Source organism: Planococcus notacanthi (assembly GCF_030407825.1).
Taxonomy (GTDB): Bacteria; Bacillota; Bacilli; order Bacillales_A; family Planococcaceae; genus Planococcus; species Planococcus notacanthi.
Map to the genome: position 1 here is coordinate 403,581 of NZ_JASDCQ010000003.1, position 21,629 is coordinate 425,209.

Sequence of the window (21,629 nt, forward strand, 5' to 3'; positions counted from 1 at the left end):
ATATTTACTCATTTTGGACGTATAATAGAAAATGGAATGGAGGTGGGGATATGGTGAAGAAACCGCTGAACGCGGATGCTTACATACAGCATTTATATATTTATTTGAACGAATCCGATCATTTTGCCTTATTCAGTGGACTTACCTTCGCCCATTTTTTGGACGCCATGAAATTGCCTAAAAACCTGTTATTGTTGAAGCACCCGTATGAAGATGCCTCTTTCAACATGCATACCCATATGGAATTTGCTACGCAAGAAGAGTTTGGGCAGCTGCGGAAAGCACGTGCAAACAAAAAAAGCGAGTTCTGCTGGGTCGATTTTAAAAACGAAAAACAATTGAACTCCCTGACGCCTCAAGAACAAGCGGAATTGCTGTATATCGGCCATAAAAAAGAACCGGTTAAATCGCCGTTCTATGCCACGCTGCAAAATGAATTTGTCTATCTGTCCAGCGAAGAAGAAGAAACCACAAAAATATACTTCCGCAATTTAGAACGCCTGAATGAGCTTGTCGGAAATTATTTTACGTATTTGATTCGGCGCGAAGAAAACGGACAAAATTTTTGGCGCCGAAAATCAAAAGACCTGATTCCTGAATTGCCTACCGACATCCTGAAATCCTTGAAAAAGAATTACAGAGAAGGCGTACTCATTTCATTGGTGGACCCCGAAAAAACAAAAAATACAATCGAGTTGCATATCCGGCCGGTCGAGGAGATTTCCTTTTTGGATGAATTCTGGTCCGACATCGAGGAATACACCAAACAAGGGATTTCGCGAAAAATCATTTATGACAGAAAACAGAAAGTGTGGCAATGATACCTGGAAACAGGTATTATTTTTTTGGGCTGACAATAAGCCCGCGGTCAGAGAAAACGTAATCTGCAAATGAAAGAAGGCAATTAGATGGCTTGGATTTACCTTATGATTGCAGGGATAACGGAAATTATTTGGGCGATCGGCTTGAAACTGGCTGATGGTTTTACCAATGTTGTTCCTTCTATTGTCACATTGATTTTTATTGTCATCAGCTTTCTGCTGTTCGCTATAGCCATGAAGACCATTCCCATCGGTACAGCTTATGCGGTTTTTACAGGCATTGGGGCTGCAGGCACGGCGGTTCTCGGCATTTGGTTATTTGATGAGAATGCAAGTTTGGAAAAGCTGTTCTTTTTAGGCTTGCTGCTGTTCGGAATCATCGGTTTAAAGGTAATGGATGGAAAAGAAGCTTCCGGTAAGGGCGTGGAATCATGATGGCTTGGTTGATTTTGATTGCCGCTGGATTATTTGAAGTGGCTTTTGTCACCACAATGAAATTATCGGATGGTTTTAAAGTGAAATTCTATACAGTCTTGACCATTTTATCTGGTGCACTCAGCTTTTATTTGCTGTCCCTCGCTTTGACGACGATTGCATTGGGGACAGGCTATGCTGTATGGACCGGCATTGGAGCGGCGGGCAGTGTCTTGGTCGGCATGCTGTTCTTTAAAGAAAGCCGGCAACCGGCGAAAATGTTTTTCCTGTCCTGCATCATTGCAGGTGTAGCCGGTCTGAAAATATTCGGCGGCTGACAGGAAAAAATTATTAGTCACCGTAGGTTCGTGATAAACTAAGCAATATGGAAAATGAAATGAGGTTTCTTTGATGAAAAAAAGAATTGGTTTATTATATGGAGGCAAATCGGCAGAGCATGAAGTTTCTCTGTCCACAGCCTTGGCAGTTACAAAAGCACTTGATTTTGATGCGTACGAAGTTTACCCAATCTACATTACGCATGACGGCGAATGGAGAAAAGGGGAACGCCTTGAAAAAATGGCGGAAACGATTGAACAGCTTCAATTGGCTGGCGATCTTTCCAAGCCGAATGACATTTCGAGCTTCCTTCCATTGCAAAGCGATAAAGCATTGGATGTCATTATTCCTTTATTGCATGGACCGAACGGGGAGGACGGCACTGTTCAAGGATTGCTGGAAGTGATGAATCTTCCTTACGTCGGAAACGGTGTCCTGGCTTCTTCGGCTGGTATGGACAAAGTAGTGATGAAGCAATTGTTCGAGCAGGCAGGTTTGAACCAGACTCCTTATGTGTACTTTATTAGAAGAGACTGGGAAACGAATCAGGATTTTTGGGTAGAGAAAGTAGAAGCGGAACTGGCTTGGCCGGTTTTCGTCAAACCTGCGAATTTGGGGTCGAGTGTCGGAATCAGCAAAGCGGATAACCGGGAAGAATTGGTTGCTGCAGTCAAAGAAGCGCTTAAGTATGACCGTAAAATCGTGGTGGAACAGGGCGTGGTTGCCCGTGAAATCGAAGTTGGCGTACTTGGAAACGACGAGCCTGAATGCTCAGTAGCCGGCGAAATCAAACCATTGAAAGCTTTCTATGATTACCAGGCAAAATACAAAGATGGCAATACGGCGATGGTCATACCAGCTGAATTGGACGAAACGGTCTATGCGAAGCTGGAAGAAGATGCTAAAAAAGCCTTTAAGATCTTAGATTGTTCAGGACTTGTCCGTGCGGACTTTTTTGTGACAGAGGCCAATGAAATCCTGATCAATGAAGTCAATACATTGCCAGGCTTCACGCCTTACAGCATGTTCCCGTTGCTATGGGAGAATACGGGGCTTCCGTATCCACAATTAATCGAACGCCTCGTTTCTTTGGCGATTGAACGGCACGAAGAAAAACAATTACTTCAAGTTAAAATAGATTGAGTGGAGAAGCCAAATGAAAAAAAAGATTGAGCAAGTAGCCAAATGGCTGGATATCAAAACGAATTTAAAAGGTCTGGACGTTACAGGGGTTTCGATCAACACAAGAACACTTAAACCGGGTGATCTGTTCATTCCTTTCCGTGGCGAACAAGTGAATGGGCATAAATACGTCCGTTCAGCCATCGAACTGGGGGCGTCTGCTTCCCTGTGGCAACGTGATGAACCAGGAGCACCGGATGATCTGCCTTTGCTTTTTGTCGATGATTGCGAAGTTGCGTTGCAGGAAATGGCCCGCGCATACCGCGACGAGCTGTCGGCGATCGTAATCGGAATCACCGGTTCAAACGGCAAGACATCGACAAAAGATTTGGTGGCAAGCGTTTTGAAACCTTATTTCAAAGTGCAAAAAACACAAGGCAACTTCAATAACGAGTTGGGTTTGCCGCTTACCATCCTGTCATTGGACGAAGACACGAAAGTCGCCGTTCTGGAAATGGGGATGAGCGGCAAAGGGCAAATAGAATTCTTATCTGAATTAGCTCGACCTGATTATGCAATCATCACCAACATCGGTGAGGCGCATTTGCAGGACTTGGGATCGCGTGAAGGCATTGCAGAAGCAAAATTCGAAATCACTGCAGGGCTTCAACAGCATGGAAAGCTTTTCTATGACGGCGATGAGCCTTTGCTGAAGCCGTTTATGGAAGACTTCCCCCAAGGCGTTTCGTTCGGATTCGATGACAATAACGAGTTGACGGTGACGGACATCAAAGCTACCGAAAATGGCAGCAGCTTTATGGTGAGCGGAATTATAGATGCAGCTTTCACAATTCCGGTTTTAGGTGAGCACCAGGTGAAAAACACCTTAGCAGCCATTTTGATCGCTCTGGAAGCTGGATTGTCAGAAGAACAAATTCGTAAATCCTTGAAGGATGCGGTATTGACGGATATGCGTATGCAGATGATCCAAGCGGACAATGGCGCCATTTTTATAAATGATGCTTATAACGCTGCACCTTCATCAATGAAAGCAGCTTTGAATTTCATTCGCGAAACGACGATGAAAGATAAAAAATGGATTGTCCTTGGCGATATGCTTGAACTTGGAGATGACGAGCAAAGCTATCACGAAGGGCTCAGTAAATACATTTCCGATAACTTAAAAGGTGTCTGTTTGTATGGCCCACGTATGAAGTGGCTTTACGATGAGTTGAAGCCTGTCTATGGAGGCAAATTGATCTGGAGCGAAAATGATTACGCACCGATTGTCGACTTTTTGAAAAAATACATCAATAATGATGCGGTCATTTTAGTGAAAGGCTCGCGTGGCATGGCTTTGGAGAATGTCATTGAACCGTTTACTGCTCAATAATGTCTGCAGCAATGCCGTTGATGGCGAATAAAAAAGCGCAGCCTGCTCCATTAGCTATGGGCAAGCAGCGAAAAGAGGGAAATGATTTGAAGACCGGCGTTCTTTGTATCCACGGTTTTACAGGAGGTCCGTTTGAAGTTGAACCATTTGCTGATTTTTTGGTTGATCAAACCGATTGGATCGTAGAAATACCGACGCTTCCAGGGCATGGTGAAAAGCTGGCATTAAAGAGCATTTCAGCTGAAAGCTGGATGATGGAAGCGGAACTTGCGTTAAAAAGATTGAAGAAAGTCGCGGATCGTATTATTGTTGTCGGATTCTCGATGGGCGGGTTGATCGCTATGTATTTGGCGATGCGCTACAAGGTGGACCGGCTGGTCCTGCTGAGTGCCGCTGCCAAATATATTAGTCCGGCGCAAATTTTTGTAGAAGTGCAGGATGCTATGAGAGATGTGCTAGCCGGAAAAATTGCGGAAAATGCATCTTTTCATCTTTACGAATACAAGCTGATGAATACGCCCATCAGTTCAGCTGTCGAATTTCTGCGTGTAGTAAAGATGGTCCAGCCCTATTACGATAAGATCAAAGTTCCGGTTTGTATTGTCCAAGGCGGCAAGGATAGTGTTGTCCCGGCTTCAGCAGCGGATTTCATCTACGATCATATCGGGTCGGCTGAAAAACACATGATCCACTCGGAAACGGGGAAGCATCTGATCTGCTACAGCGATGATTGCGACGATTGGTTTAGAGAAGTTTTGGAGTTTATGAATAAAGGCGCAGATTAAACTGATTATTAGAACCTTTGTGTATTGATTGCAAATAGAGGGGATACGTGTTATTCTTTTGAAAGCAATGGATACATTTTTGAAACACTCTTCCCTGTGAAGAGTATTTTTTTGAGCAAAACGGTTTGTTCTATAGATAGGGCATCAAACACCCGCCGATCAGACCGCTCGGCAAAGCCCGAGCTTTTCCTGTTCACACATCCCCTCTGACTTAAAACTACAGAGTATGATTTTCGACGTGAAACTTCCTCATAAAGGCTCGACCTTGTCACTAATTCATCTAAAATGTACACCATTTGTAAATAAGATGAAGACAAAAGGAGATTGAAAAAATTTGGTTAAATTTTCAGAGTTAAATATCAGCGAAACAACTTTAAAGTCCGTAAAACGTATGGGGTTTGAAGAAGCAACACCGATTCAAGAGGGCACAATCCGTCTTGGAATGGAAGGCAAGGACATCATTGGACAAGCACAAACCGGTACTGGTAAAACAACCGCTTTCGGGATTCCTTTGATTGAAAAAATCGACACTAAAGACGGTAATGTTCAAGGATTGATCATCGCACCAACACGCGAATTGGCAATCCAGGTTTCTGAAGAACTTTACAGATTGGGCCAAGATAAAAACGTGCGTATTCTTTCAGTATACGGCGGCCAAGAAATCAGCCGACAAATCCGTGCACTTAAAAACCGCCCGCAAATTATCGTTGGTACTCCAGGACGTCTATTAGACCATATCAACCGCCGTACTCTTAAATTGGATAATGTAAACACATTGATCCTTGACGAAGCAGACGAAATGTTGAACATGGGCTTTATCGAAGACATTCAAACAATCATGGCAAGTGTTCCTGATACTCGCCAAACATTGTTGTTCTCAGCGACTATGCCGGATGCAATCCGCCGTATTGCAGAGAAATTCATGAAAACTCCTGAAATCGTTAAAATCAAATCAAAAGAAATGACTGTTGAAAACATTGAGCAATTCTATGTTAAATCAGTAGAACGCGAAAAATTCGACATTCTTTCACGTCTTTTGAATGTTCAACAGCCTGAACTGGCAATCATTTTCGGACGTACAAAACGCCGTGTTGACGAATTAGCTAAAGCTTTGAACATCCGTGGATACCTTGCAGAAGGAATTCATGGCGACTTGAGCCAAGCAAAACGTATGTCAGTTTTGAAACAGTTCAAAGCAGGCAAAATCGACATCCTAGTTGCAACAGACGTAGCAGCTCGTGGACTGGATATCTCAGGCGTATCACACGTATACAACTTTGATATTCCACAAGATCCTGAAAGCTATGTTCACCGTATCGGCCGTACTGGCCGTGCAGGTAAAAAAGGAGTCGCAGTCACGTTTGTAACACCTCGTGAAATGGGCTACTTGGGCATCGTTGAACGTACAACTAAGAAAAAAATGGAAGCTTTAGTTCCTCCAACTGCTGATGAGGCTGTACTTGGCCAAAAACGCGTTGCTATGGAGCAATTGCAAGAAATGACAGAGAAAAACAATCTAGGCGATTACCGTGAATTTGCGGCTAAAATGCTGGAAAACTTTGACGCTGTTGACTTAGTTGCTGCTGCAATTAAAACAATGACTAAAGAACCGGAAGATGTTCCAGTCTCTATTTCCGAAGAACGTCCTTTGCCATCACGCGGAGGCGGCGGATATAAAGGTAAAGGCGGAAGCGGACGCAGTGGCGGAGGCGGCGGCTATAAAGGCAACCGTTCTTCATCAGCACGCCCATCTTCAAGCCGTGGAGCAAGCTCAGGCGCAAGCCGTCGCCGTGAAGGCGGAAGCGGTGGCGGACGTCCAGGACGTACAACTCGCCGCAGCGAATCTTAATACCGATTATTTCAAGGGTGTATGCCGAACAGGAAACTGTTTGGGCATGCGCCCTTTTTTGCTGTCCAAATTTCATGTACAATTGGATGAAACGTTCCATTGGGTAAACTGTATAATGAATAGGGAAACGTGATTGGAGAGAAGAAAATGGATAACCAACCAAAAAATCAAATTTCACGAAAAGGACTGACGGTATGGCGTGTCTATGGAAGCATGGAAACGGCGGTCCTCGCATTGCTTGCGGTTGGAGCAGGTGTTTTAACATATTTTTTTGAATGGCCACAATGGCTTTATGCCCTTTATGGAGGGGTGATTCTGTTATTCGGTTTTCTGTTTATTTACCTGTTTCCGAAAATCCGGTGGCAACGCTGGCGTTACGAAGTGCGGGAACAAGAAATCGAATTGCAGCATGGATTGTTTGTGGTTACCCGGACACTCGTGCCGATGGTGCGTGTCCAGCACGTGGATACGGAACAAGGTCCGATTTTGCGGAAATACGATTTAGCGGAGATTTCGATATCCACAGCGGCGACCACACATACCATCCCAGCTTTGATTACTGCCGAAGCCGATGAACTGAGAGCCAGAATTTCCGTATTAGCAAGGGTGGCGGAAGATGATGTATGAAGAACGTTATAAACTGCACCCCATTTCTGCATTCATCAATTTCGTTAAAGGCTTAAAAGAATTGATTCTCCCGTTCATCATTATTTTCGGTGTCAATATATTCAGGGACGGCGGCGTCAGTTCAATGTTCAACCAAGGTTGGCAAGGCCTGATTCCAATCATAATAGGCAGTGTCGTTCTGGTATTCCTGTTGGTCGGCGGAATCATCAAGTGGAAACGTTTTGTCTATTGGTTTGAAGATGGGGAATTGCGTATTGAATATGGCTTGTTTGTAAAGAAAAAAAGATATATTCCGTTTGATCGGATCCAAAGCTTGAACTACACGGAAGGCATATTCCACCGTCCTCTTGGCTTAGTGAAAGTGAAAGTGGAAACAGCAGGCTCCGGAAAAGTAGGTCAGGCGGAAGCGGAACTGACAGCAATTTCGAGAGAAGATGCGGATCGCATTGAAAACGAAATGGAAAAAGCTAAACGCCAGCTTCCTGAAGAAACGGCCGCAGAAATGGGGCCGCATGAACAAGTCGAGCCACTTCCGAAAAAAGAAGCAAAAGTGCTTTACCGGATGTCGATGAAAGAACTGCTGATTCTGGCAACAACGTCCGGCGGCATCGGTGTGGTAATTTCAGCAGTGGCAATCTTCTTATCGCAGTTTTCCGAATTGATTCCTTATGATGCCATTTACGAAGAAGTGATGCTGTTTCTGCGTTTTGGAGCATTGATTGTAGCGTTGACGATCTTTTTTGTCCTGTTGGTGGCATGGGTTATTTCGGTCATTATGACTATTTTTGCGAATTACCAATTTACCATTCAGCGGGATGAAGACCATATCTATATCACTAGGGGATTGCTGGAAAAGAAAAAGGTTTCTGTCCCTCTCAAGCGCGTTCAAGGCATTAAAGTGAGCCAAAATCCACTGCGTGAACTTTTCGGATATGCGACAGTAATGGTGGAGAGTGCAGGAGGGTCTATTGGCGATAAAGATGAAAAAATCCGCCTGTTTCCTTTGGTGAAAACAGAACGGATGATTCCAATATTGGCAGAGCTGTTTCCGGAGCTGGAATGGACACCCGAGCTGGTCAAGGCACCAAAACGAAGCGTCCACTTTTTCTATCGCCTCGACTTGCTTTGGTTCTCGCCGGTATTCGCAGCTTTAGGGTATTTTTTCTATCCGTATGGCCTCTTGGCGTTGATTATCGTGCCAATTGTTGTGGTTATCGGAATTTGGCAGCATCGGACGGTGGGCTATGCGCTGGCAGATAAACAATTGACGATGCAATTCAGAGGGATCAGCAAGCATCGATTCTTTATGCTGAAGAAACGCGTGCAGGTTGTGCAGGTGACGCAAAGTTATTTCCAGCGCCGCAAAGAGCTGGCTTCTATAAATTCAACGATCAAATCTGGGATGATGGGAGCGACTGCATCAACTCCCCATATGGAAAAAGCCGATGCCAGCCGCATTCTTGCCTGGTTTGAACCTTCCGGCAACAAAGAGTTGAAGCATTGAATCAACCCGAATTCTTGACATAAAAAAGCAGCCGGAATCATGATTCCGGCTGTCTTTATTTTTTTGCGCGCCAACTGACGATCCGTTTCGGATGGAAATAACTGAGGCCGATTAAAAATCCGGTGATCATTCCAGCGATATGGGCCGTGACGTTGACGTTCGGTGTCAAGAAAGTCATGACTATACTAATGACGATAATTGGGAGTATAATTTGTTTGAGCTGAGGCAATGCGCGTCCGCCGTAGTACACCAATGCGCCAAATGCGCCAAACACTCCAAAAATCGCTCCGCTTGCTCCTACATGGGCATAATCGAGCGGCTGCAAAAAGTAAGTGGCCGCTGATGCGAAGAATCCAGCTACCAGGTAAATCGTGATAAAGCGGACTTTGCCGGTCAAACGTTCCAATTCAGGTCCGAACAGGAACAATGAAAACATATTAAACAGCAGGTGCATCAATCCACCATGCAGAAACATCGGTGTAAAGAATCGCCACCATTGGCCTTCTGCAATGTAAAAATTCGAGCCAACTCCATAAAAATAAAGCAGTTCGCCAAAGACAGGTAACCACGTCAATACATAAACCAGTAAATTAAGGGCGATTAAAGTGGAAACGACCGGATACATACGCAAGTATTGCTTAAAGCTTTCTGTTCGAATAAACATTTTGTCACCTCTATTTCATATTTCTAATTATACCTGTTACCTGTTTGCGATTGAAAGGAGAAACATTTATGATTACAGGAATCGGTTTGGATATCGTGGAACTTTCACGAATCCATCGGTTGGATGCCCGGTCGCCTAAGTTTCGTGAACGTGTACTGACTGAATCTGAGCTGGCCGAATACGGGCAGTTGACAGCAGCCAGAAAAGTGGAATTTTTGGCAGGGCGCTTTGCGGCAAAAGAGGCATTCTCCAAAGCCAATGGAACTGGAATTGGCGGTGCCTGTTCTTTTCAGGATATTGAAATCAGAAAAGACGCCAAAGGTAAGCCTTCCATCTATTTTCGGAATACAGAAACCGGTATGGTTTCCATCACTCATTCAAAGGACTTTGCAGCAGCGCAGGTTCTATTGCAGACAAATTATTAAGGCGGTGTAACGATGACAGAAAATTATCGGCCGACAAAAGCGGTCATTGATTTAGGTGCAATCAAAAAGAATTTATCAGCTTTTCAGCAAAGAAGCGGAGGTGCGGAAGTAATCGCAGTGGTCAAAGCGGACGCATACGGACATGGGGTTCTGGCAGTAGCGAAGACAGCGATTGAAAATGGTGTCCGCTTGTTGGCAGTGGCGACTCCGGACGAGGCTCTTTACCTGCGGGAACAAGGGGTCAGCACAGACTTGCTGATCCTCGGGGCGACTCCTCCGAATTTCATTCAAGTCGCGCAGCGGCATAACATTATCGTAACCGCTGTTTCCCTCGACTGGCTGGCAATGGCGTCCGTGAATGTGGCGCCGGAACTGGATACGCTGAAGATCCATTTGAAAGTGGACACCGGAATGCGGCGTATCGGTGTTCAATTGGACGAAGTAGACGAGGCGCTTGAATTTATCGCCGATCATGAATTTGGTTTTGAAGGCGTCTTTACTCATTTTGCCACGGCCGATGAAGCGGACTCTGGGTTGTTTCTGGAGCAAGTGCGTGCAATGAACAGCGTCATTGATAAATTGGCTGATCCTTCTATCATGGTCCACGTTTCCAATAGTGCTGCCGCCATCATGCACCCGGAGATGTCATTTGACGCGGTGCGTGTAGGGATTTCGTTGTATGGCATTGCACCGTCTCCTTATGTAGGCAAAGAAATGCCTTTTGAATTGCATCCGGCTCTAAGTCTGGAAACAGAAATTATTCACGTGAAAAAAGTGAAAGCAGGACAGGCGCTGAGCTATGGAGCTACCTATCAGGCTGAACAGGATGAATGGATTGCAACTTTGCCGATCGGCTATGCGGACGGAATGCTGCGCGGCTTGCAAGGGCAGGAGGTTTTGGTGAAAGGTCAGCGTGTTCCGGTTGTGGGCCGGATTTGCATGGATCAGTGCATGATCCGCATTTCTGAAAAACTGCCGATCGGAGAAAAAGTTCAATTGATCGGCAGTCAGGCAGGACAACGGATTTTTATTGACGAATGGGCACGGAAGCTTGATACCATCCCTTACGAAATCCCTTGTATTTTAACGAAACGGGTGCCTCGAGTATACTCGGACAGCACAGAAGTTTCCGATTTACCTTTTCAGGAACCCGATACAATGTTAAGATGAGAAAGATAAAGGCAGAAGAACGGGATTTTCGGAGGTGTCGGCTGTGTATCAGAAGTCAAAGACAAAAGAAGTGGTTGTTAAATTGCCAAAGCAATTTATCTCAGAGTTGACGACTCATTCAGATGAACGTGTTGAAGAAAGTGGAGATTATATCTACGTTTCCACACATCGAGTGACTAAAAATCTGTACGACTCATATCATATTCGGGAAGCGATGATCAAGGGCTACGTAGAGATGTCACAGATCAATCTATCGATTGCTTGTGAATGTTCTCACGCTGAGTACGAAGCGGAGCACACGACAGTGCGACTCGTAAGCGGAGGGTGACAACTTGATTGTAAAACGCGGGGATGTCTTTTTTGCAGAATTATCACCAGTTGTCGGGTCTGAGCAAGGTGGGACCCGCCCTGTCCTGGTGATTCAAAACGATATAGGTAATCGTTTCAGTCCTACTGTCATCATAGCTGCAATTACAGCACAGATTCAAAAAGCCAAATTGCCGACTCATGTAGAAATCAACGCCAAGAAATATGGCTTTGAACGTGATTCAGTTATTCTGCTTGAACAATTGCGGACTATTGATAAGTCGCGGCTGACCGATAAAATTACCCAGCTTGATGATACATTGATGGAAAAAGTGGACGAGGCGCTGGAAATCAGTGTAGGCCTTGTTAAATTCTAATCATACATACTCCTACAAAGACACCTTGAGAGCTTTTTCTCAGGGTGTTTTTTCTTGAAAATGGCTGTGCCGACAAAAAAGATGTGAAAAAAATGAATTTCCGATACAATAAAGAGTAGCAGATAAAATTTGAGATACATAGTGTCACAGGGAGGGTTTTTGATCCATATGAATAAACAGATGGCTCAATATATACAAGGCAACTTAACAGAGATTATTTCAAACTGGCAGGAAAAAATGAAAAACGAGAAAGATGAACGCGCTTTTCAAGTGATGCCTGTTGAATTGATGAATCAGACTAGCCATGAATTTGCGGAGCTGATGATATCCAATTTATTAGAAAGCCATCAGGCTTATGAAAGCCGAGTCAATGATTTTGCGGAAAAGGTAGTTCGCCTTGGCTGGTCCATCACCTTTGTTACAAAAGCGATCAATCATTTTGCGGAAATCGTCTATGAAGGAATGGTCCGGGAAGAAATCATTAACGAAGGGAATATCAAACCGTTTGTAGATGAATTCAGCAACTGGATTTCACCGATTCGGGACAGCACCATTCAGGCTTATTCCAAAACGTGGGAACGTACGGTCAGCCTTCAAAAGATTGCTTTGCAGGAGTTATCAGCCTCGCTGATTCCGGTTTTTGAAAAAGTTTCCGTAATGCCGCTCGTAGGGACGATTGATACGGAACGCGCAAAATTGATTATGGAAAACTTGTTGGAAGGTGTCGTCAAGCACCGTGCAGAAGTTGTATTGCTTGATATCACCGGTGTTCCGGTTGTAGATACAATGGTCGCCCATCACATTATCCAGGCAGCGGATGCTGTCCGTCTGGTTGGAGCGAAGTGTATGCTTGTCGGAATTCGTCCTGAGATTGCTCAGACGATTGTCACGCTCGGCATTAACTTGAATGATTTTACGACAACAAGTACGTTGCAGCGAGGCGTAGAACAGGCATTGGCTTGGACAAACCGAAAGATTGTGGAGGTTGAGGACTGATGAATTTTAGAATTCCAATTTTAAAGTTACGAGATACATTAATTGTTTCAATCCAATGGGAGCTTGATGATCAGACGGCTCTTCAATTTCAAGAGGATCTACTGACTAAATTGCACGAAACAAGTGCGCGAGGTGTAGTCATCGATTTAACATCCATCGATTTTATCGACTCATTTATTGCGAAAGTTCTTGGAGACGTCATCAGCATGTCAAGCTTGATGGGGGCCCGAGTAGTCATTACCGGTATCCAGCCAGCAGTCGCTATCACTTTGATCGAGTTGGGAATTCGACTAGAAGACGTTATGACAGCACTAGATTTAGAAAATGGCTTGGATAAACTTCAATTGGAATTGGAGGCTTAAACATGAGCGACCAGTCCTCGGTGGAAATTTTGACAGAATGGGATATTGTGGCTGCAAGACAACTCGGACGCAATGTGGCGAAAGAGCTTGGATTTGGCACAGTTGATCAGGCCCGTATTACAACGGCTATCAGCGAGCTTGCCCGCAATATATATTTATATGCCGGAAAAGGCAGGATTGAAATACAACAGTTAACAGAAAATGGCATCAAAGGAATCTTAATCATAGCTGCAGACAGCGGCCCGGGAATTCCTGATATCCGCAAAGTGATGGAAGATGGATTTACAACTTCCGGCGGGTTAGGAGCAGGATTGCCTGGTGTCAAACGCTTAATGGATGACTTTAAGATTGAAACAATATTAGGCGAGGGTACAGATATAAGAGCTACTAAGTGGCTTCGTTAGGGGGAAAACCCAATGGCTCAAGAAATTGAGAATCAATACAAAGAGATTTTAAATGAATATATGAAAAAACAGACAGAACAAAATCTGTATGTCGGCCAAAATTTTAGCCGGCAGCTGATTTTGGAAAATATTGCACCTGAAGAAGTCATCAGCATGCACAAAGCGGCAATTCAAGAGTTATACAGTGAATTGCCGGAAGTGGTGTGGCATTCATTTGATTTTCTGATTGAAATGATGATTAATTATGGGTTAGCGTTGCAAGAACGCCAAAGCTTACTCAAGCAGCAAGAAGAATTGAAAGTGGAAATGGATCTTGCTGCCAACGTTCAGGAAACCTTGCTGAAGACCAAATTGCCGTTGCTGGAAGGCTTGGATATCGGCCTTCTCTCTATTCCTGCGCGGAAAATGAATGGCGATTACATTTATTTTGTCAGTGACCATGATGGGTATGCTGGGGTGGCGGTTGCAGATGTAATCGGCAAAGGCCTTCCGGCTGCTCTTTGCATGTCTATGATCAAGTTTGGCATGGACAGCCTGAACAGTTCGCATGCACTTCCTAAAGATGTTTTGAGCGTCATCAACCGAATTGTGGAAAAAAGTGTCGATGACTCGATGTTCGTCTCCATGTTCTATAGCAATTACGATGCCAAGCAAGCGCGGTTGACCTATGGATCGGCAGGCCATGAACCAGCTATCCTCTACCGTGCTAAAGACAACGAATTCAGCGAGCTATTCGCCAAAGGCTTGCTGCTTGGAGTATCTCCTGCAGCAGTCTATGAAGAACATACCGTCGATTTGGAAAAAGGCGACTTGGTCATCATGATGACCGATGGGGTCACAGAGGGCCGTAATGAAGACGGCTTTATTGAGCGAGAAGTGATTTTTGAATTGATTGAACGGAAAAAAGATGAACCTGCGCAAAGCATTGTACAATACGTTTACGATGAGCTTGAGCGCATGCAAAATGCGCAATTCCAGGATGATTTCACATTGGTGATCTACAAAAAAGTATAAGGAATGTTTAGCAATGCGCTGATTGTGGTATTAATGCTTAGAACAGCTTTTTTTTAGCGGGGTTGAATTAAAAAAAACGGGGTGTCGAATTACAATGAATATTCAAGTTGACCTAACTGAATCAGACAATATTCTCGAGGGCTTTATCCGCGGTGAAATTGATGCGCACACTGCACCAGTCCTACGGGAAAAATTAGAAACTTATCAGAATCATCAAGGATTGAAAGCAGAGTTGGATCTTTCCAACGTTAATTATATGGACAGTACAGGATTAGGCGTTTTCGTAGCATTTTATAAATCAGTCAATTCGAATGGCGGACACGTAAAGTTAAAAGGACTTTCAGCCCGCTTGAAACGGCTTTTCGATATTACCGGTTTAGGCGATATTATGGATATCGAATCAGTCGGGAAGGGTGGTAACTAATATGCGTCCTTTCGATTATGTAGAAATGCGCGTTCCTGCCAAATCCCAATACGTTGGGGTTGCAAGACTTACCATTTCGGGGCTGGCCAGCCGCATTGGCTTTTCATTTGACGATATAGAAGATTTGAAGATTGCTTCAAGCGAAGCGGTGACCAATGCAGTTCAACACGCTTACGCAGAAGGCGAAGAAGGCGAAGTTGTCATCGGTTGCGCTTTATACGAAGACAAAATCGAGATTATGGTGGCGGATCATGGCCAAAGTTTCGACTTTGAAGAAACAAAGGCAAAAGTAGGTCCTTATCACGACCAAGAAGAAGGTGCTTTTCTTCGTGAAGGAGGTCTCGGCTTGTATTTGATTGAAACATTAATGGATGAAGTCAAAGTTCATCATCAAGAAGGCGTAACAATCTTCATGACAAAGCATGTTGAAGGAGAGCAGGTGGAGAAGGATGTCGAAACAGTCTCATCCTAATCAGCCTACTAAAGAGCAGGTGCTTGAGTGGATTGAAGCTTATCAAAAGACAGAAGATGAAGAAGCCCAGACAAATTTAGTGTTGAATTATAAACGTCTTGTTGAATCCATTGCGCGTAAGTATTCTAACGGTAAATCTTACCATGAAGATATCGCGCAAGTAGGCATGTTGGGACTTTTAGGAGCTATCAGACGCTACGACCCTTCATACGGACGTAGCTTTGAAGCTTTTGCTGTGCCTACAATTATTGGCGAAATCAAACGCTTTTTGCGCGATAAGACATGGGCAATCCATGTGCCGCGGCGCATAAAAGAGTTGGGGCCCCGTATTAAAGCGACGGTTGAAGTGTTGACTACAGAACTTCAGCGTTCACCGCAAGTATGGGAAATTGCCGAATACTTGGATGTCGATGAAGACGATGTATTAGAAGCGATGGAAATGGGCAAAAGCTATCAGGCACTTTCAATGGACCACTCTTTGGAGGCGGATTCAGATGGCAGTACCGTCACATTGTTTGACGTTGTAGGCCAGGAAGACGATGGTTACGAGAAAGCGGATCAGCGCATGCTTGTAGCTGAAGCGATGAATGTGCTTTCAGAACGGGAAAAGCAAATCATCCAATTCACTTACATAGAGCAGCTGAGCCAGAAAGAAGCTGGGGATAAACTCGGTATTTCTCAAATGCATGTATCCCGTTTGCAAAGAAAAGCCATCAAAAAATTGCAGGAAGCTATTTTAGCGGCTGGTGGGGTTTCGTAGTGGAGAAAATTCAGCATAGTTTTGTAGATGCTTTTATTTTCAACGAAGCAAAAAAAGGGAATCATGAATCCGGCGACAGTTACCATACGGTGTTGACGGATGATTACTTTATTTGCTCCGTAGCCGATGGACTAGGGAGTGGACCTGTGGCGCGTGAATCGTCTCAGGTCATTCCGCAAATTTTGCGTGAATACCACCACGAAACAATCGATCAATTGATGTATCGATTCAACGGATTGATGCTCCAAAAACGTGGAGCTGCCGTAGCCATCTTTAAAGTCGATTTTAATAAAAAGACCCTTGAATACAGCTGTGTCGGCAATATCCGCTTTTATCTGTATCGCAAAGCGACGGATGAAATTATTTACCCATTGCCGGTTATGGGGTATTTATCAGGGCGCCCTCAAAAATTGCGCACTCAGCTATACACGTATGTGGAAGATGATTTGTTCTTGATTCATTCCGATGGAGTGGATTTAAGAAATCCAAAAGCCATGATGCGAAAAGCTGCAGTTCCTGAACAACTGTATCGAGATATATTGGCGTCTATCCAAACAGGTGACGACGCGACCTTTATAACAGGAAGTCTTCTCAAATGAGAAGGCTTTTTTTGTGGATTAAAAACCGTATAAGTTTACTTAAAATTCTGACAAAATTAAAAGGTATTTATTCTATAATTTGAAAGCGCTTTCTCATACAATTCAATTAGTACAAAAGCAGAACGGAAAGGGGAAGTGGGAACGAGTAGTTGAAAGGTAGAGTAATCGGAGCAAAAAAGAACAAACGAGGGGGTTGGCAAAATGGCGAAGATTAAAAAGGGATTAAGTTACGAAACGATACTGGTTATGCTTTTTTTCGTGGCATGGGGCTTTCTGTATTTGGATAGACAAGCAATTTCCATGCTCATGCCTTTTATTATTGAAGATATTGCATTAACGAATACGAAAATCGGCCAAATCAATATGTGGCAGACCATTGGCTTTGCGCTGGCAGCTCCGACGTTTGCAATTCTCTCAGATCGCCTCGGACATAAAAAGACCATCTTGTTTTGGGCGATGATCGTCACCTCCGTATTGGCGCTTCTGACCATGTTTGCGGAAACGTACACGTATATGCTGATTGTCCGGACCTTACTGGGAGCCAGTGAAGGGGTTATTCTTCCGATTTCGCTTTCACTTTTGGCCTCTGTCTCGCGTCCGACAACGCTGGGCCGCAACATGGGCTTAGTTTATGCGGGGGCTGCGGTAATTGGAGTGGCGATTGGGCCATTGGTGGTGACGCAATTGGGCGACTTATTCGGTTGGCGTTATGCGTTTTTATTCGTCAGTATTCCAAGTTTCATTGCAGCTTTGCTGATGCTTCGTTTTGTGAAACTGCCTGAAACTGTGGTGAAAACGGAAGCTGTTACTGCATTCAATGTCAGCACTATCTATAACAGTGTGAAAAACCGCAATATCCTGATTTGTATTTTGATCAGTATTTTCTGTATGGGTGCGATGTGGACATTTAATGCATTCTTGCCGCTGTATCTGACACAAGTGAGCCTATTGTCAAACACTCAAATGGGTTTGGTGTTCTCGCTGTTTGGTCTATTGACTATCATCTGGCAGATATTCATTCCTTACTCTTCTGATAAAATCGGCCGTAAACCAGCAATGACAGGGTACTTGGCTATGGCCATGGTAACACCTCTTGTTTTGTTCGTTTTCCCGCAATCCGCGGTAAGCTTGGTTGTTTTGGTGTTGCTGGGTGGAATTATCTTGGCGATGAATACACTTTACCAAAGCATCATTCCGGTAGAAAGTGTGCCTGTAGCGGTAATGGCTACAGCGAATGCATTGATTATGGGGATTGGCGAATTGGTGGGTGCCTTCTCGATTGGATTATCCGGCATATTGGCAGATTCCTTTGGATTGACCGCTGTTATGGTTGTCATTCCGATTTCCTACTTGATCGCTTTCCTTATTTCCTTTGGATTAATTGAAACATTAAAAGGAAAAGCAACCCGCAACAAACCGGCGCTGGTCGAAGTTCCGACAGAGACCTAAGAGAAAGGCGCTTTGCTTCCACTAAGAGAAAGCATTCTTTATAAAAGTACAATCCCATAATTAAGTTCAGCGTTTCTTTAAAATAGATCCAGTGAATAATGGAGGCCCTCAAAAAAGAGGGCTTTTTTCGTGTTTATATTACGGGTTGTTAATAGTAGCGGCAGCCCCCCTCTGACTGCTTGCGCTTTTCAGAATGTGTTAAAATGAAAGGGAACTGAAGGGAAGTGTCCAGATGGAAATGCAACAAATCCACACATTAATCGCAAAAGAAACGGGCGTACGAAACAACCAGGTTGCCCAGGTCATCGCATTGATTGAAGATGGCAATACTGTGCCGTTTATCGCGCGGTACCGGAAAGAGGCTACCGGATCTTTGGATGAAGTCCAAATCAAAGCAATTGACGACCGGTATACATACATTCAGAACTTAGAGCAACGAAAAATAGATGTCATCCGTTCCATAGCGGAACAGGAAAAGCTGACAGATGAACTGGAAAAGGCGATTCACAATGCCACAGTCCTGCAGCGCGTTGAAGATTTATACCGGCCATACAAGCAAAAACGGCGGACCAAAGCGACCATCGCGAAGGAAAAAGGCTTGCAGCCATTAGCGGACTGGCTGATGGAACCTGGCAATGAAAAACTGACTGACAAAGCGCAGGGATTTGTTGAAGAGGAAGCCGGCGTAGCTTCAGCGGAAGAAGCGATTCAAGGGGCGCAGGATATTTTGGCGGAATTATTTGCAGATGATCCTGACATTCGGGAAAAAATCCGCTATATGACGCGAAAAGACGGAACCATTGCCACTGTCGCCAAGAAAAATCACGAGGATGAAAAACAAGTCTTTCAAATGTATTACGAATACGAAGAAGCTATCCAGAAAATCGTTCCGCACCGGATTTTAGCAATCAACCGCGGAGAAAAAGAGGATGTCTTGAAAGTATCCATTAATTCGCCTGCGGATCGCATCATCACATTGATGAAAAATAAATGGATGAAGCAGGCACGTCTGACCGGTGAAGTGGTCGCTGCGGCAATTGAAGACAGTTACAAGCGGCTAATCCAACCATCCGTTGAACGGGAAATCCGGACGGAGCTGAGCGAAAAAGGGGAAACGCAAGCCATCCATATTTTTTCAGAAAACTTGCGGAACCTTTTGCTGCAGCCTCCGATGAAAAACAAGATGGTATTAGGGGTCGATCCGGCTTACCGCACCGGTTGCAAATTGGCAGTTATCGATGAAACAGGAAAGCTGTTGGAAGTGGCAGTCATTTATCCGCATCCGCCGAAATCCGATCAAGTGGGTGCAAAGAAAATCATGGAGCGGTTAACGTCCAAATACCCGATTGAAATCATGGCGATCGGCAATGGCACCGCATCTCGGGAGACCGAGCAATTTGTAGCAGACTTTCTGTCGGAAACCTCGGCCGATATCTCATATGTGATCGTCAACGAAGCAGGGGCCAGCGTCTATTCGGCATCCGATATTGCCCGTGTTGAGTTTCCAGATTTAAAAGTTGAAGAGCGAAGTGCGGCATCGATTGCACGCCGTCTGCAAGATCCGTTGTCTGAATTGGTGAAGATCGATCCAAAAGCGGTCGGTGTCGGACAGTATCAGCACGACGTTTCCCAGAAGAAATTAGCGGATCAATTGACATTTGTGGTAGAGACTGCTGTTAACCAAGTCGGCGTCAACGTCAATTCGGCCTCTTCTTCTTTACTGCAATATGTGGCGGGCTTAAGTAAAACCGTGGCGGAAAACGTCATCAAGGTCCGTGATGAGAATGGCCGATTCACTTCGCGCGTTCAGCTTAAAAAGATTCCGCGCTTAGGAGCGAAAACCTATGAACAGGCAATCGGATTCCTGCGGATCCCTGAAGGAAAGAATCCGCTCGATGCGACAGGCATTCATCCGGAGAGTTATGAAATTGCGGAAAAGCTGTTGAAGTTGGTTGGAGAAGATAAGAAATCGGTTGGAAAAGCAGGCATCTCTGAAAAATTGGAAGCGCTCGAACTGACCGAGCTTAGCGAACGATGGGGAGTAGGGGAAGTTACGTTGAAAGATATTCTGGATGCGTTGAAGAAACCGTTCCGTGATCCGCGCGATGAATTCCCGCAACCACTATTGAAGAATGATATTCTGAAAATGGAAGATCTGCTGCCAGGGATGGAAGTGCAGGGAACAGTCCGCAACGTTGTGGACTTTGGTGCATTTGTTGATATCGGGGTGAAGCAGGATGGCCTCGTGCACATCTCGAAATTGAAAAAGGGCTTTGTGAAGCATCCGTTAGAAGTAGTGGCAGTGGGAGACATTGTCACAGCCTGGGTGGAGAAAGTGGAGAAAGACAAAGGGCGGATTGCTCTGACAATGCTTCAGCCAAAAGAGCAGATCCTTTAACCTTAAGCATAGGGGAGTTAACATGACGAACGAAGAATTAACTGGGCTGATCAAGGAAATTTCACTGGTGAGTTTTGGGAAACCCTTTCGGCATGAAGGTGTTTTCAATTCCAGGCTGCGGACAACAGGAGGCCGATATCTGTTGCGTTCGCATAATATCGAAATCAATCCAAGCTCTTATGAGAAGTTCGGCTATGCCGAACTTGAAGGCATTATTAAACACGAACTGTGCCATTATCATCTTCATATAGAAGGAAGAGGCTATAAGCATCGCGACAGGGACTTTCGGGAATTGTTGAAGGAAACCGGTTCACCGCGCTTTTGTTCCACTTTGGAAAACAAAACGAGGCGGCGTCCTGCCATGGCGTATAATTACGAATGCGTTACGTGCAAAACGAAGTATCAGCGCAAGATCCGGATGAATACGGATCGTTACAGATGTGGACGTTGCTCAGGAAAACTGACGATGAAATGATTAACTAATAGAGTGGGGAGGCTGGCCAATCGTTGGCAGCCTCCCTTTTGCTATTGTTATTTCATGCACAATATGTAGCCGTGAAAAACAAATAATAAATTAAAGTGAAAAAGGTATTGACGATTCCTTCAGACCTCTTTATAATAGAAAAAGTCGACAAGTAATAAAACATTATTCCGAAGTAGCTCAGTGGTAGAGCACCGCACTGTTAATGCGATGGTCGTAGGTTCGAGTCCTACCTTCGGAGCCATTTATGGCCCCTTGGTCAAGCGGTTAAGACACCGCCCTTTCACGGCGGTAACACGGGTTCGAATCCCGTAGGGGTCACCATCTTATAAAAAACAATTAATCTGAAAAGTTATAGTTCGATAACTTCTGTGTTACACTAACACTCAAGCCAATCGAGTAGAATGAAACGAGTTATTGCTTTCGTTGCTTTTACAGAATGGTTATAAGGAAATTACAACTTTATTATTATTG

General features: G+C 44.5%; 25 protein-coding genes and 2 tRNA genes. 26 read left to right on the forward strand and 1 reads right to left on the reverse strand.

Going from position 1 to position 21,629, the window contains the following annotated elements; translation table 11 throughout:
- The first annotated feature begins 50 nt into the window (after positions 1-50).
- From QMA01_RS13305 to QMA01_RS13345, 9 genes are all read left to right on the forward strand, one after another.
- A complete protein-coding gene (locus tag QMA01_RS13305) occupies positions 51-821 on the forward strand; it encodes a hypothetical protein (protein ID WP_191715568.1) in 771 nt (256 codons plus the stop codon).
- A gap of 87 nt (positions 822-908) precedes the next feature.
- Positions 909-1,256, forward strand: coding sequence for a DMT family transporter (locus QMA01_RS13310; protein WP_191715569.1), 348 nt, complete (start codon positions 909-911; stop codon positions 1,254-1,256).
- The gene (locus QMA01_RS13315) at positions 1,256-1,573 is read left to right on the forward strand and encodes a DMT family transporter (RefSeq protein WP_191715608.1); all 318 of its coding nucleotides are present in this window, start codon (positions 1,256-1,258) and stop codon (positions 1,571-1,573) included. Before QMA01_RS13310 ends, QMA01_RS13315 begins: the two co-directional genes overlap by 1 nt.
- A 73-nt stretch (positions 1,574-1,646) precedes the next feature.
- Positions 1,647-2,717: a D-alanine--D-alanine ligase gene (locus QMA01_RS13320; protein ID WP_191715570.1), complete on the forward strand. Its 1,071-nt coding sequence runs from the start codon at positions 1,647-1,649 to the stop codon at positions 2,715-2,717.
- Positions 2,718-2,730: 13 nt separating this feature from the next.
- On the forward strand, positions 2,731-4,089 hold the full coding sequence (locus QMA01_RS13325) for a UDP-N-acetylmuramoyl-tripeptide--D-alanyl-D-alanine ligase (protein WP_191715571.1): 1,359 nt from the start codon (positions 2,731-2,733) through the stop codon (positions 4,087-4,089).
- Positions 4,090-4,175: 86 nt separating this feature from the next.
- The gene (locus QMA01_RS13330) at positions 4,176-4,874 is read left to right on the forward strand and encodes an alpha/beta hydrolase (RefSeq protein WP_191715609.1); all 699 of its coding nucleotides are present in this window, start codon (positions 4,176-4,178) and stop codon (positions 4,872-4,874) included.
- A gap of 334 nt (positions 4,875-5,208) precedes the next feature.
- Positions 5,209-6,723 (forward strand): degradosome RNA helicase CshA, encoded by a 1,515-nt coding sequence (gene cshA / locus QMA01_RS13335; RefSeq protein WP_191715572.1) that lies wholly within the window; start codon positions 5,209-5,211, stop codon positions 6,721-6,723.
- A 147-nt stretch (positions 6,724-6,870) separates the two neighbouring features.
- Positions 6,871-7,350 carry a PH domain-containing protein gene (locus QMA01_RS13340; RefSeq protein WP_191715573.1) on the forward strand — a complete coding sequence of 160 codons (480 nt, stop codon included), beginning with the start codon at positions 6,871-6,873 and terminating at the stop codon, positions 7,348-7,350.
- Positions 7,343-8,854, forward strand: a complete 1,512-nt coding sequence (locus QMA01_RS13345) for a PH domain-containing protein (RefSeq protein WP_191715610.1) — start codon at positions 7,343-7,345, stop codon at positions 8,852-8,854. Before QMA01_RS13340 ends, QMA01_RS13345 begins: the two co-directional genes overlap by 8 nt.
- Before the next feature lie 55 nt (positions 8,855-8,909).
- Here QMA01_RS13345 and QMA01_RS13350 read toward each other — a convergent pair whose 3' ends face one another.
- Positions 8,910-9,518 (reverse strand): rhomboid family intramembrane serine protease, encoded by a 609-nt coding sequence (locus QMA01_RS13350; protein ID WP_191715574.1) that lies wholly within the window; start codon positions 9,516-9,518, stop codon positions 8,910-8,912.
- Positions 9,519-9,586: 68 nt separating this feature from the next.
- Between QMA01_RS13350 and acpS the strand changes: the two genes are divergently transcribed.
- The 17 genes from acpS to QMA01_RS13435 all read left to right on the forward strand — a co-directional run bounded on the left by acpS (position 9,587) and on the right by QMA01_RS13435 (position 21,479).
- Positions 9,587-9,943, forward strand: a complete 357-nt coding sequence (acpS, locus tag QMA01_RS13355) for a holo-ACP synthase (RefSeq protein ID WP_191715575.1) — start codon at positions 9,587-9,589, stop codon at positions 9,941-9,943.
- Between the two features lie 12 nt (positions 9,944-9,955).
- Positions 9,956-11,113: an alanine racemase gene (alr, locus tag QMA01_RS13360; protein WP_191715576.1), complete on the forward strand. Its 1,158-nt coding sequence runs from the start codon at positions 9,956-9,958 to the stop codon at positions 11,111-11,113.
- 43 nt (positions 11,114-11,156) lie between these two features.
- Complete coding sequence (locus QMA01_RS13365; RefSeq protein WP_191715577.1) at positions 11,157-11,441, forward strand: transcriptional regulator; 285 nt, start codon at positions 11,157-11,159, stop codon at positions 11,439-11,441.
- Positions 11,442-11,445: 4 nt separating this feature from the next.
- Complete coding sequence (locus QMA01_RS13370) at positions 11,446-11,796, forward strand: type II toxin-antitoxin system PemK/MazF family toxin (protein ID WP_008432415.1); 351 nt, start codon at positions 11,446-11,448, stop codon at positions 11,794-11,796.
- A 168-nt stretch (positions 11,797-11,964) separates the two neighbouring features.
- Entirely contained in the window at positions 11,965-12,792 is an 828-nt protein-coding gene (locus QMA01_RS13375) for an RsbT co-antagonist protein RsbRA (RefSeq protein ID WP_191715578.1), read from the forward strand.
- Positions 12,792-13,154 (forward strand): STAS domain-containing protein, encoded by a 363-nt coding sequence (locus QMA01_RS13380; RefSeq protein ID WP_008432419.1) that lies wholly within the window; start codon positions 12,792-12,794, stop codon positions 13,152-13,154. The genes QMA01_RS13375 and QMA01_RS13380 overlap by 1 nt, the downstream gene beginning before the upstream one ends.
- Positions 13,155-13,156: 2 nt before the next feature.
- Entirely contained in the window at positions 13,157-13,558 is a 402-nt protein-coding gene (locus QMA01_RS13385) for an anti-sigma regulatory factor (RefSeq protein WP_006830184.1), read from the forward strand.
- A gap of 12 nt (positions 13,559-13,570) precedes the next feature.
- The gene (locus QMA01_RS13390; RefSeq protein ID WP_191715579.1) at positions 13,571-14,572 is read left to right on the forward strand and encodes a PP2C family protein-serine/threonine phosphatase; all 1,002 of its coding nucleotides are present in this window, start codon (positions 13,571-13,573) and stop codon (positions 14,570-14,572) included.
- Positions 14,573-14,666: 94 nt separating this feature from the next.
- The gene (locus QMA01_RS13395; RefSeq protein ID WP_191715580.1) at positions 14,667-14,996 is read left to right on the forward strand and encodes an anti-sigma factor antagonist; all 330 of its coding nucleotides are present in this window, start codon (positions 14,667-14,669) and stop codon (positions 14,994-14,996) included.
- A 1-nt stretch (position 14,997) separates the two neighbouring features.
- Positions 14,998-15,468 (forward strand): anti-sigma B factor RsbW, encoded by a 471-nt coding sequence (gene rsbW / locus QMA01_RS13400; RefSeq protein WP_191715581.1) that lies wholly within the window; start codon positions 14,998-15,000, stop codon positions 15,466-15,468.
- On the forward strand, positions 15,446-16,228 hold the full coding sequence (gene sigB / locus QMA01_RS13405) for an RNA polymerase sigma factor SigB (RefSeq protein WP_191715582.1): 783 nt from the start codon (positions 15,446-15,448) through the stop codon (positions 16,226-16,228). Before rsbW ends, sigB begins: the two co-directional genes overlap by 23 nt.
- Entirely contained in the window at positions 16,228-16,827 is a 600-nt protein-coding gene (locus QMA01_RS13410; RefSeq protein WP_191715583.1) for a PP2C family serine/threonine-protein phosphatase, read from the forward strand. The genes sigB and QMA01_RS13410 overlap by 1 nt, the downstream gene beginning before the upstream one ends.
- 201 nt (positions 16,828-17,028) lie before the next feature.
- A complete protein-coding gene (locus QMA01_RS13415) occupies positions 17,029-18,276 on the forward strand; it encodes an MFS transporter (protein ID WP_191715584.1) in 1,248 nt (415 codons plus the stop codon).
- Positions 18,277-18,508: 232 nt separating this feature from the next.
- Entirely contained in the window at positions 18,509-20,674 is a 2,166-nt protein-coding gene (locus QMA01_RS13420) for a Tex family protein (RefSeq protein WP_290215187.1), read from the forward strand.
- 22 nt (positions 20,675-20,696) lie between these two features.
- Positions 20,697-21,149 carry a SprT family protein gene (locus QMA01_RS13425; RefSeq protein WP_191715585.1) on the forward strand — a complete coding sequence of 151 codons (453 nt, stop codon included), beginning with the start codon at positions 20,697-20,699 and terminating at the stop codon, positions 21,147-21,149.
- Positions 21,150-21,324: 175 nt separating this feature from the next.
- Positions 21,325-21,399: transfer RNA gene (locus QMA01_RS13430), tRNA-Asn, on the forward strand.
- A 5-nt stretch (positions 21,400-21,404) separates the two neighbouring features.
- Positions 21,405-21,479 (forward strand) — tRNA-Glu (locus QMA01_RS13435).
- The last annotated feature ends 150 nt before the right edge of the window (positions 21,480-21,629 follow it).

Excerpts from the sequence above, each read along its gene's own strand:
- QMA01_RS13345 (WP_191715610.1), top strand. The coding sequence starts at position 7,343 with ATGTATGAAGAACGTTATAAACTGCACCCCATTTCTGCATTCATCAAT.
- QMA01_RS13340 (WP_191715573.1), top strand. The coding sequence starts at position 6,871 with ATGGATAACCAACCAAAAAATCAAATTTCACGAAAAGGACTGACGGTA.
- QMA01_RS13305 (WP_191715568.1), top strand. The coding sequence starts at position 51 with ATGGTGAAGAAACCGCTGAACGCGGATGCTTACATACAGCATTTATAT.
- QMA01_RS13420 (WP_290215187.1), top strand. The coding sequence starts at position 18,509 with ATGGAAATGCAACAAATCCACACATTAATCGCAAAAGAAACGGGCGTA.
- QMA01_RS13395 (WP_191715580.1), top strand. The coding sequence starts at position 14,667 with ATGAATATTCAAGTTGACCTAACTGAATCAGACAATATTCTCGAGGGC.
- QMA01_RS13325 (WP_191715571.1), top strand. The coding sequence starts at position 2,731 with ATGAAAAAAAAGATTGAGCAAGTAGCCAAATGGCTGGATATCAAAACG.
- QMA01_RS13425 (WP_191715585.1), top strand. The coding sequence starts at position 20,697 with ATGACGAACGAAGAATTAACTGGGCTGATCAAGGAAATTTCACTGGTG.
- sigB (WP_191715582.1), top strand. The coding sequence starts at position 15,446 with ATGTCGAAACAGTCTCATCCTAATCAGCCTACTAAAGAGCAGGTGCTT.
- QMA01_RS13385 (WP_006830184.1), top strand. The coding sequence starts at position 13,157 with ATGAGCGACCAGTCCTCGGTGGAAATTTTGACAGAATGGGATATTGTG.
- QMA01_RS13350 (WP_191715574.1), bottom strand. The coding sequence starts at position 9,518 with ATGTTTATTCGAACAGAAAGCTTTAAGCAATACTTGCGTATGTATCCG.
- QMA01_RS13415 (WP_191715584.1), top strand. The coding sequence starts at position 17,029 with ATGGCGAAGATTAAAAAGGGATTAAGTTACGAAACGATACTGGTTATG.
- QMA01_RS13375 (WP_191715578.1), top strand. The coding sequence starts at position 11,965 with ATGAATAAACAGATGGCTCAATATATACAAGGCAACTTAACAGAGATT.
- acpS (WP_191715575.1), top strand. The coding sequence starts at position 9,587 with ATGATTACAGGAATCGGTTTGGATATCGTGGAACTTTCACGAATCCAT.
- QMA01_RS13320 (WP_191715570.1), top strand. The coding sequence starts at position 1,647 with ATGAAAAAAAGAATTGGTTTATTATATGGAGGCAAATCGGCAGAGCAT.
- QMA01_RS13390 (WP_191715579.1), top strand. The coding sequence starts at position 13,571 with ATGGCTCAAGAAATTGAGAATCAATACAAAGAGATTTTAAATGAATAT.
- QMA01_RS13315 (WP_191715608.1), top strand. The coding sequence starts at position 1,256 with ATGGCTTGGTTGATTTTGATTGCCGCTGGATTATTTGAAGTGGCTTTT.
- rsbW (WP_191715581.1), top strand. The coding sequence starts at position 14,998 with ATGCGTCCTTTCGATTATGTAGAAATGCGCGTTCCTGCCAAATCCCAA.
- alr (WP_191715576.1), top strand. The coding sequence starts at position 9,956 with ATGACAGAAAATTATCGGCCGACAAAAGCGGTCATTGATTTAGGTGCA.
- QMA01_RS13310 (WP_191715569.1), top strand. The coding sequence starts at position 909 with ATGGCTTGGATTTACCTTATGATTGCAGGGATAACGGAAATTATTTGG.
- QMA01_RS13380 (WP_008432419.1), top strand. The coding sequence starts at position 12,792 with ATGAATTTTAGAATTCCAATTTTAAAGTTACGAGATACATTAATTGTT.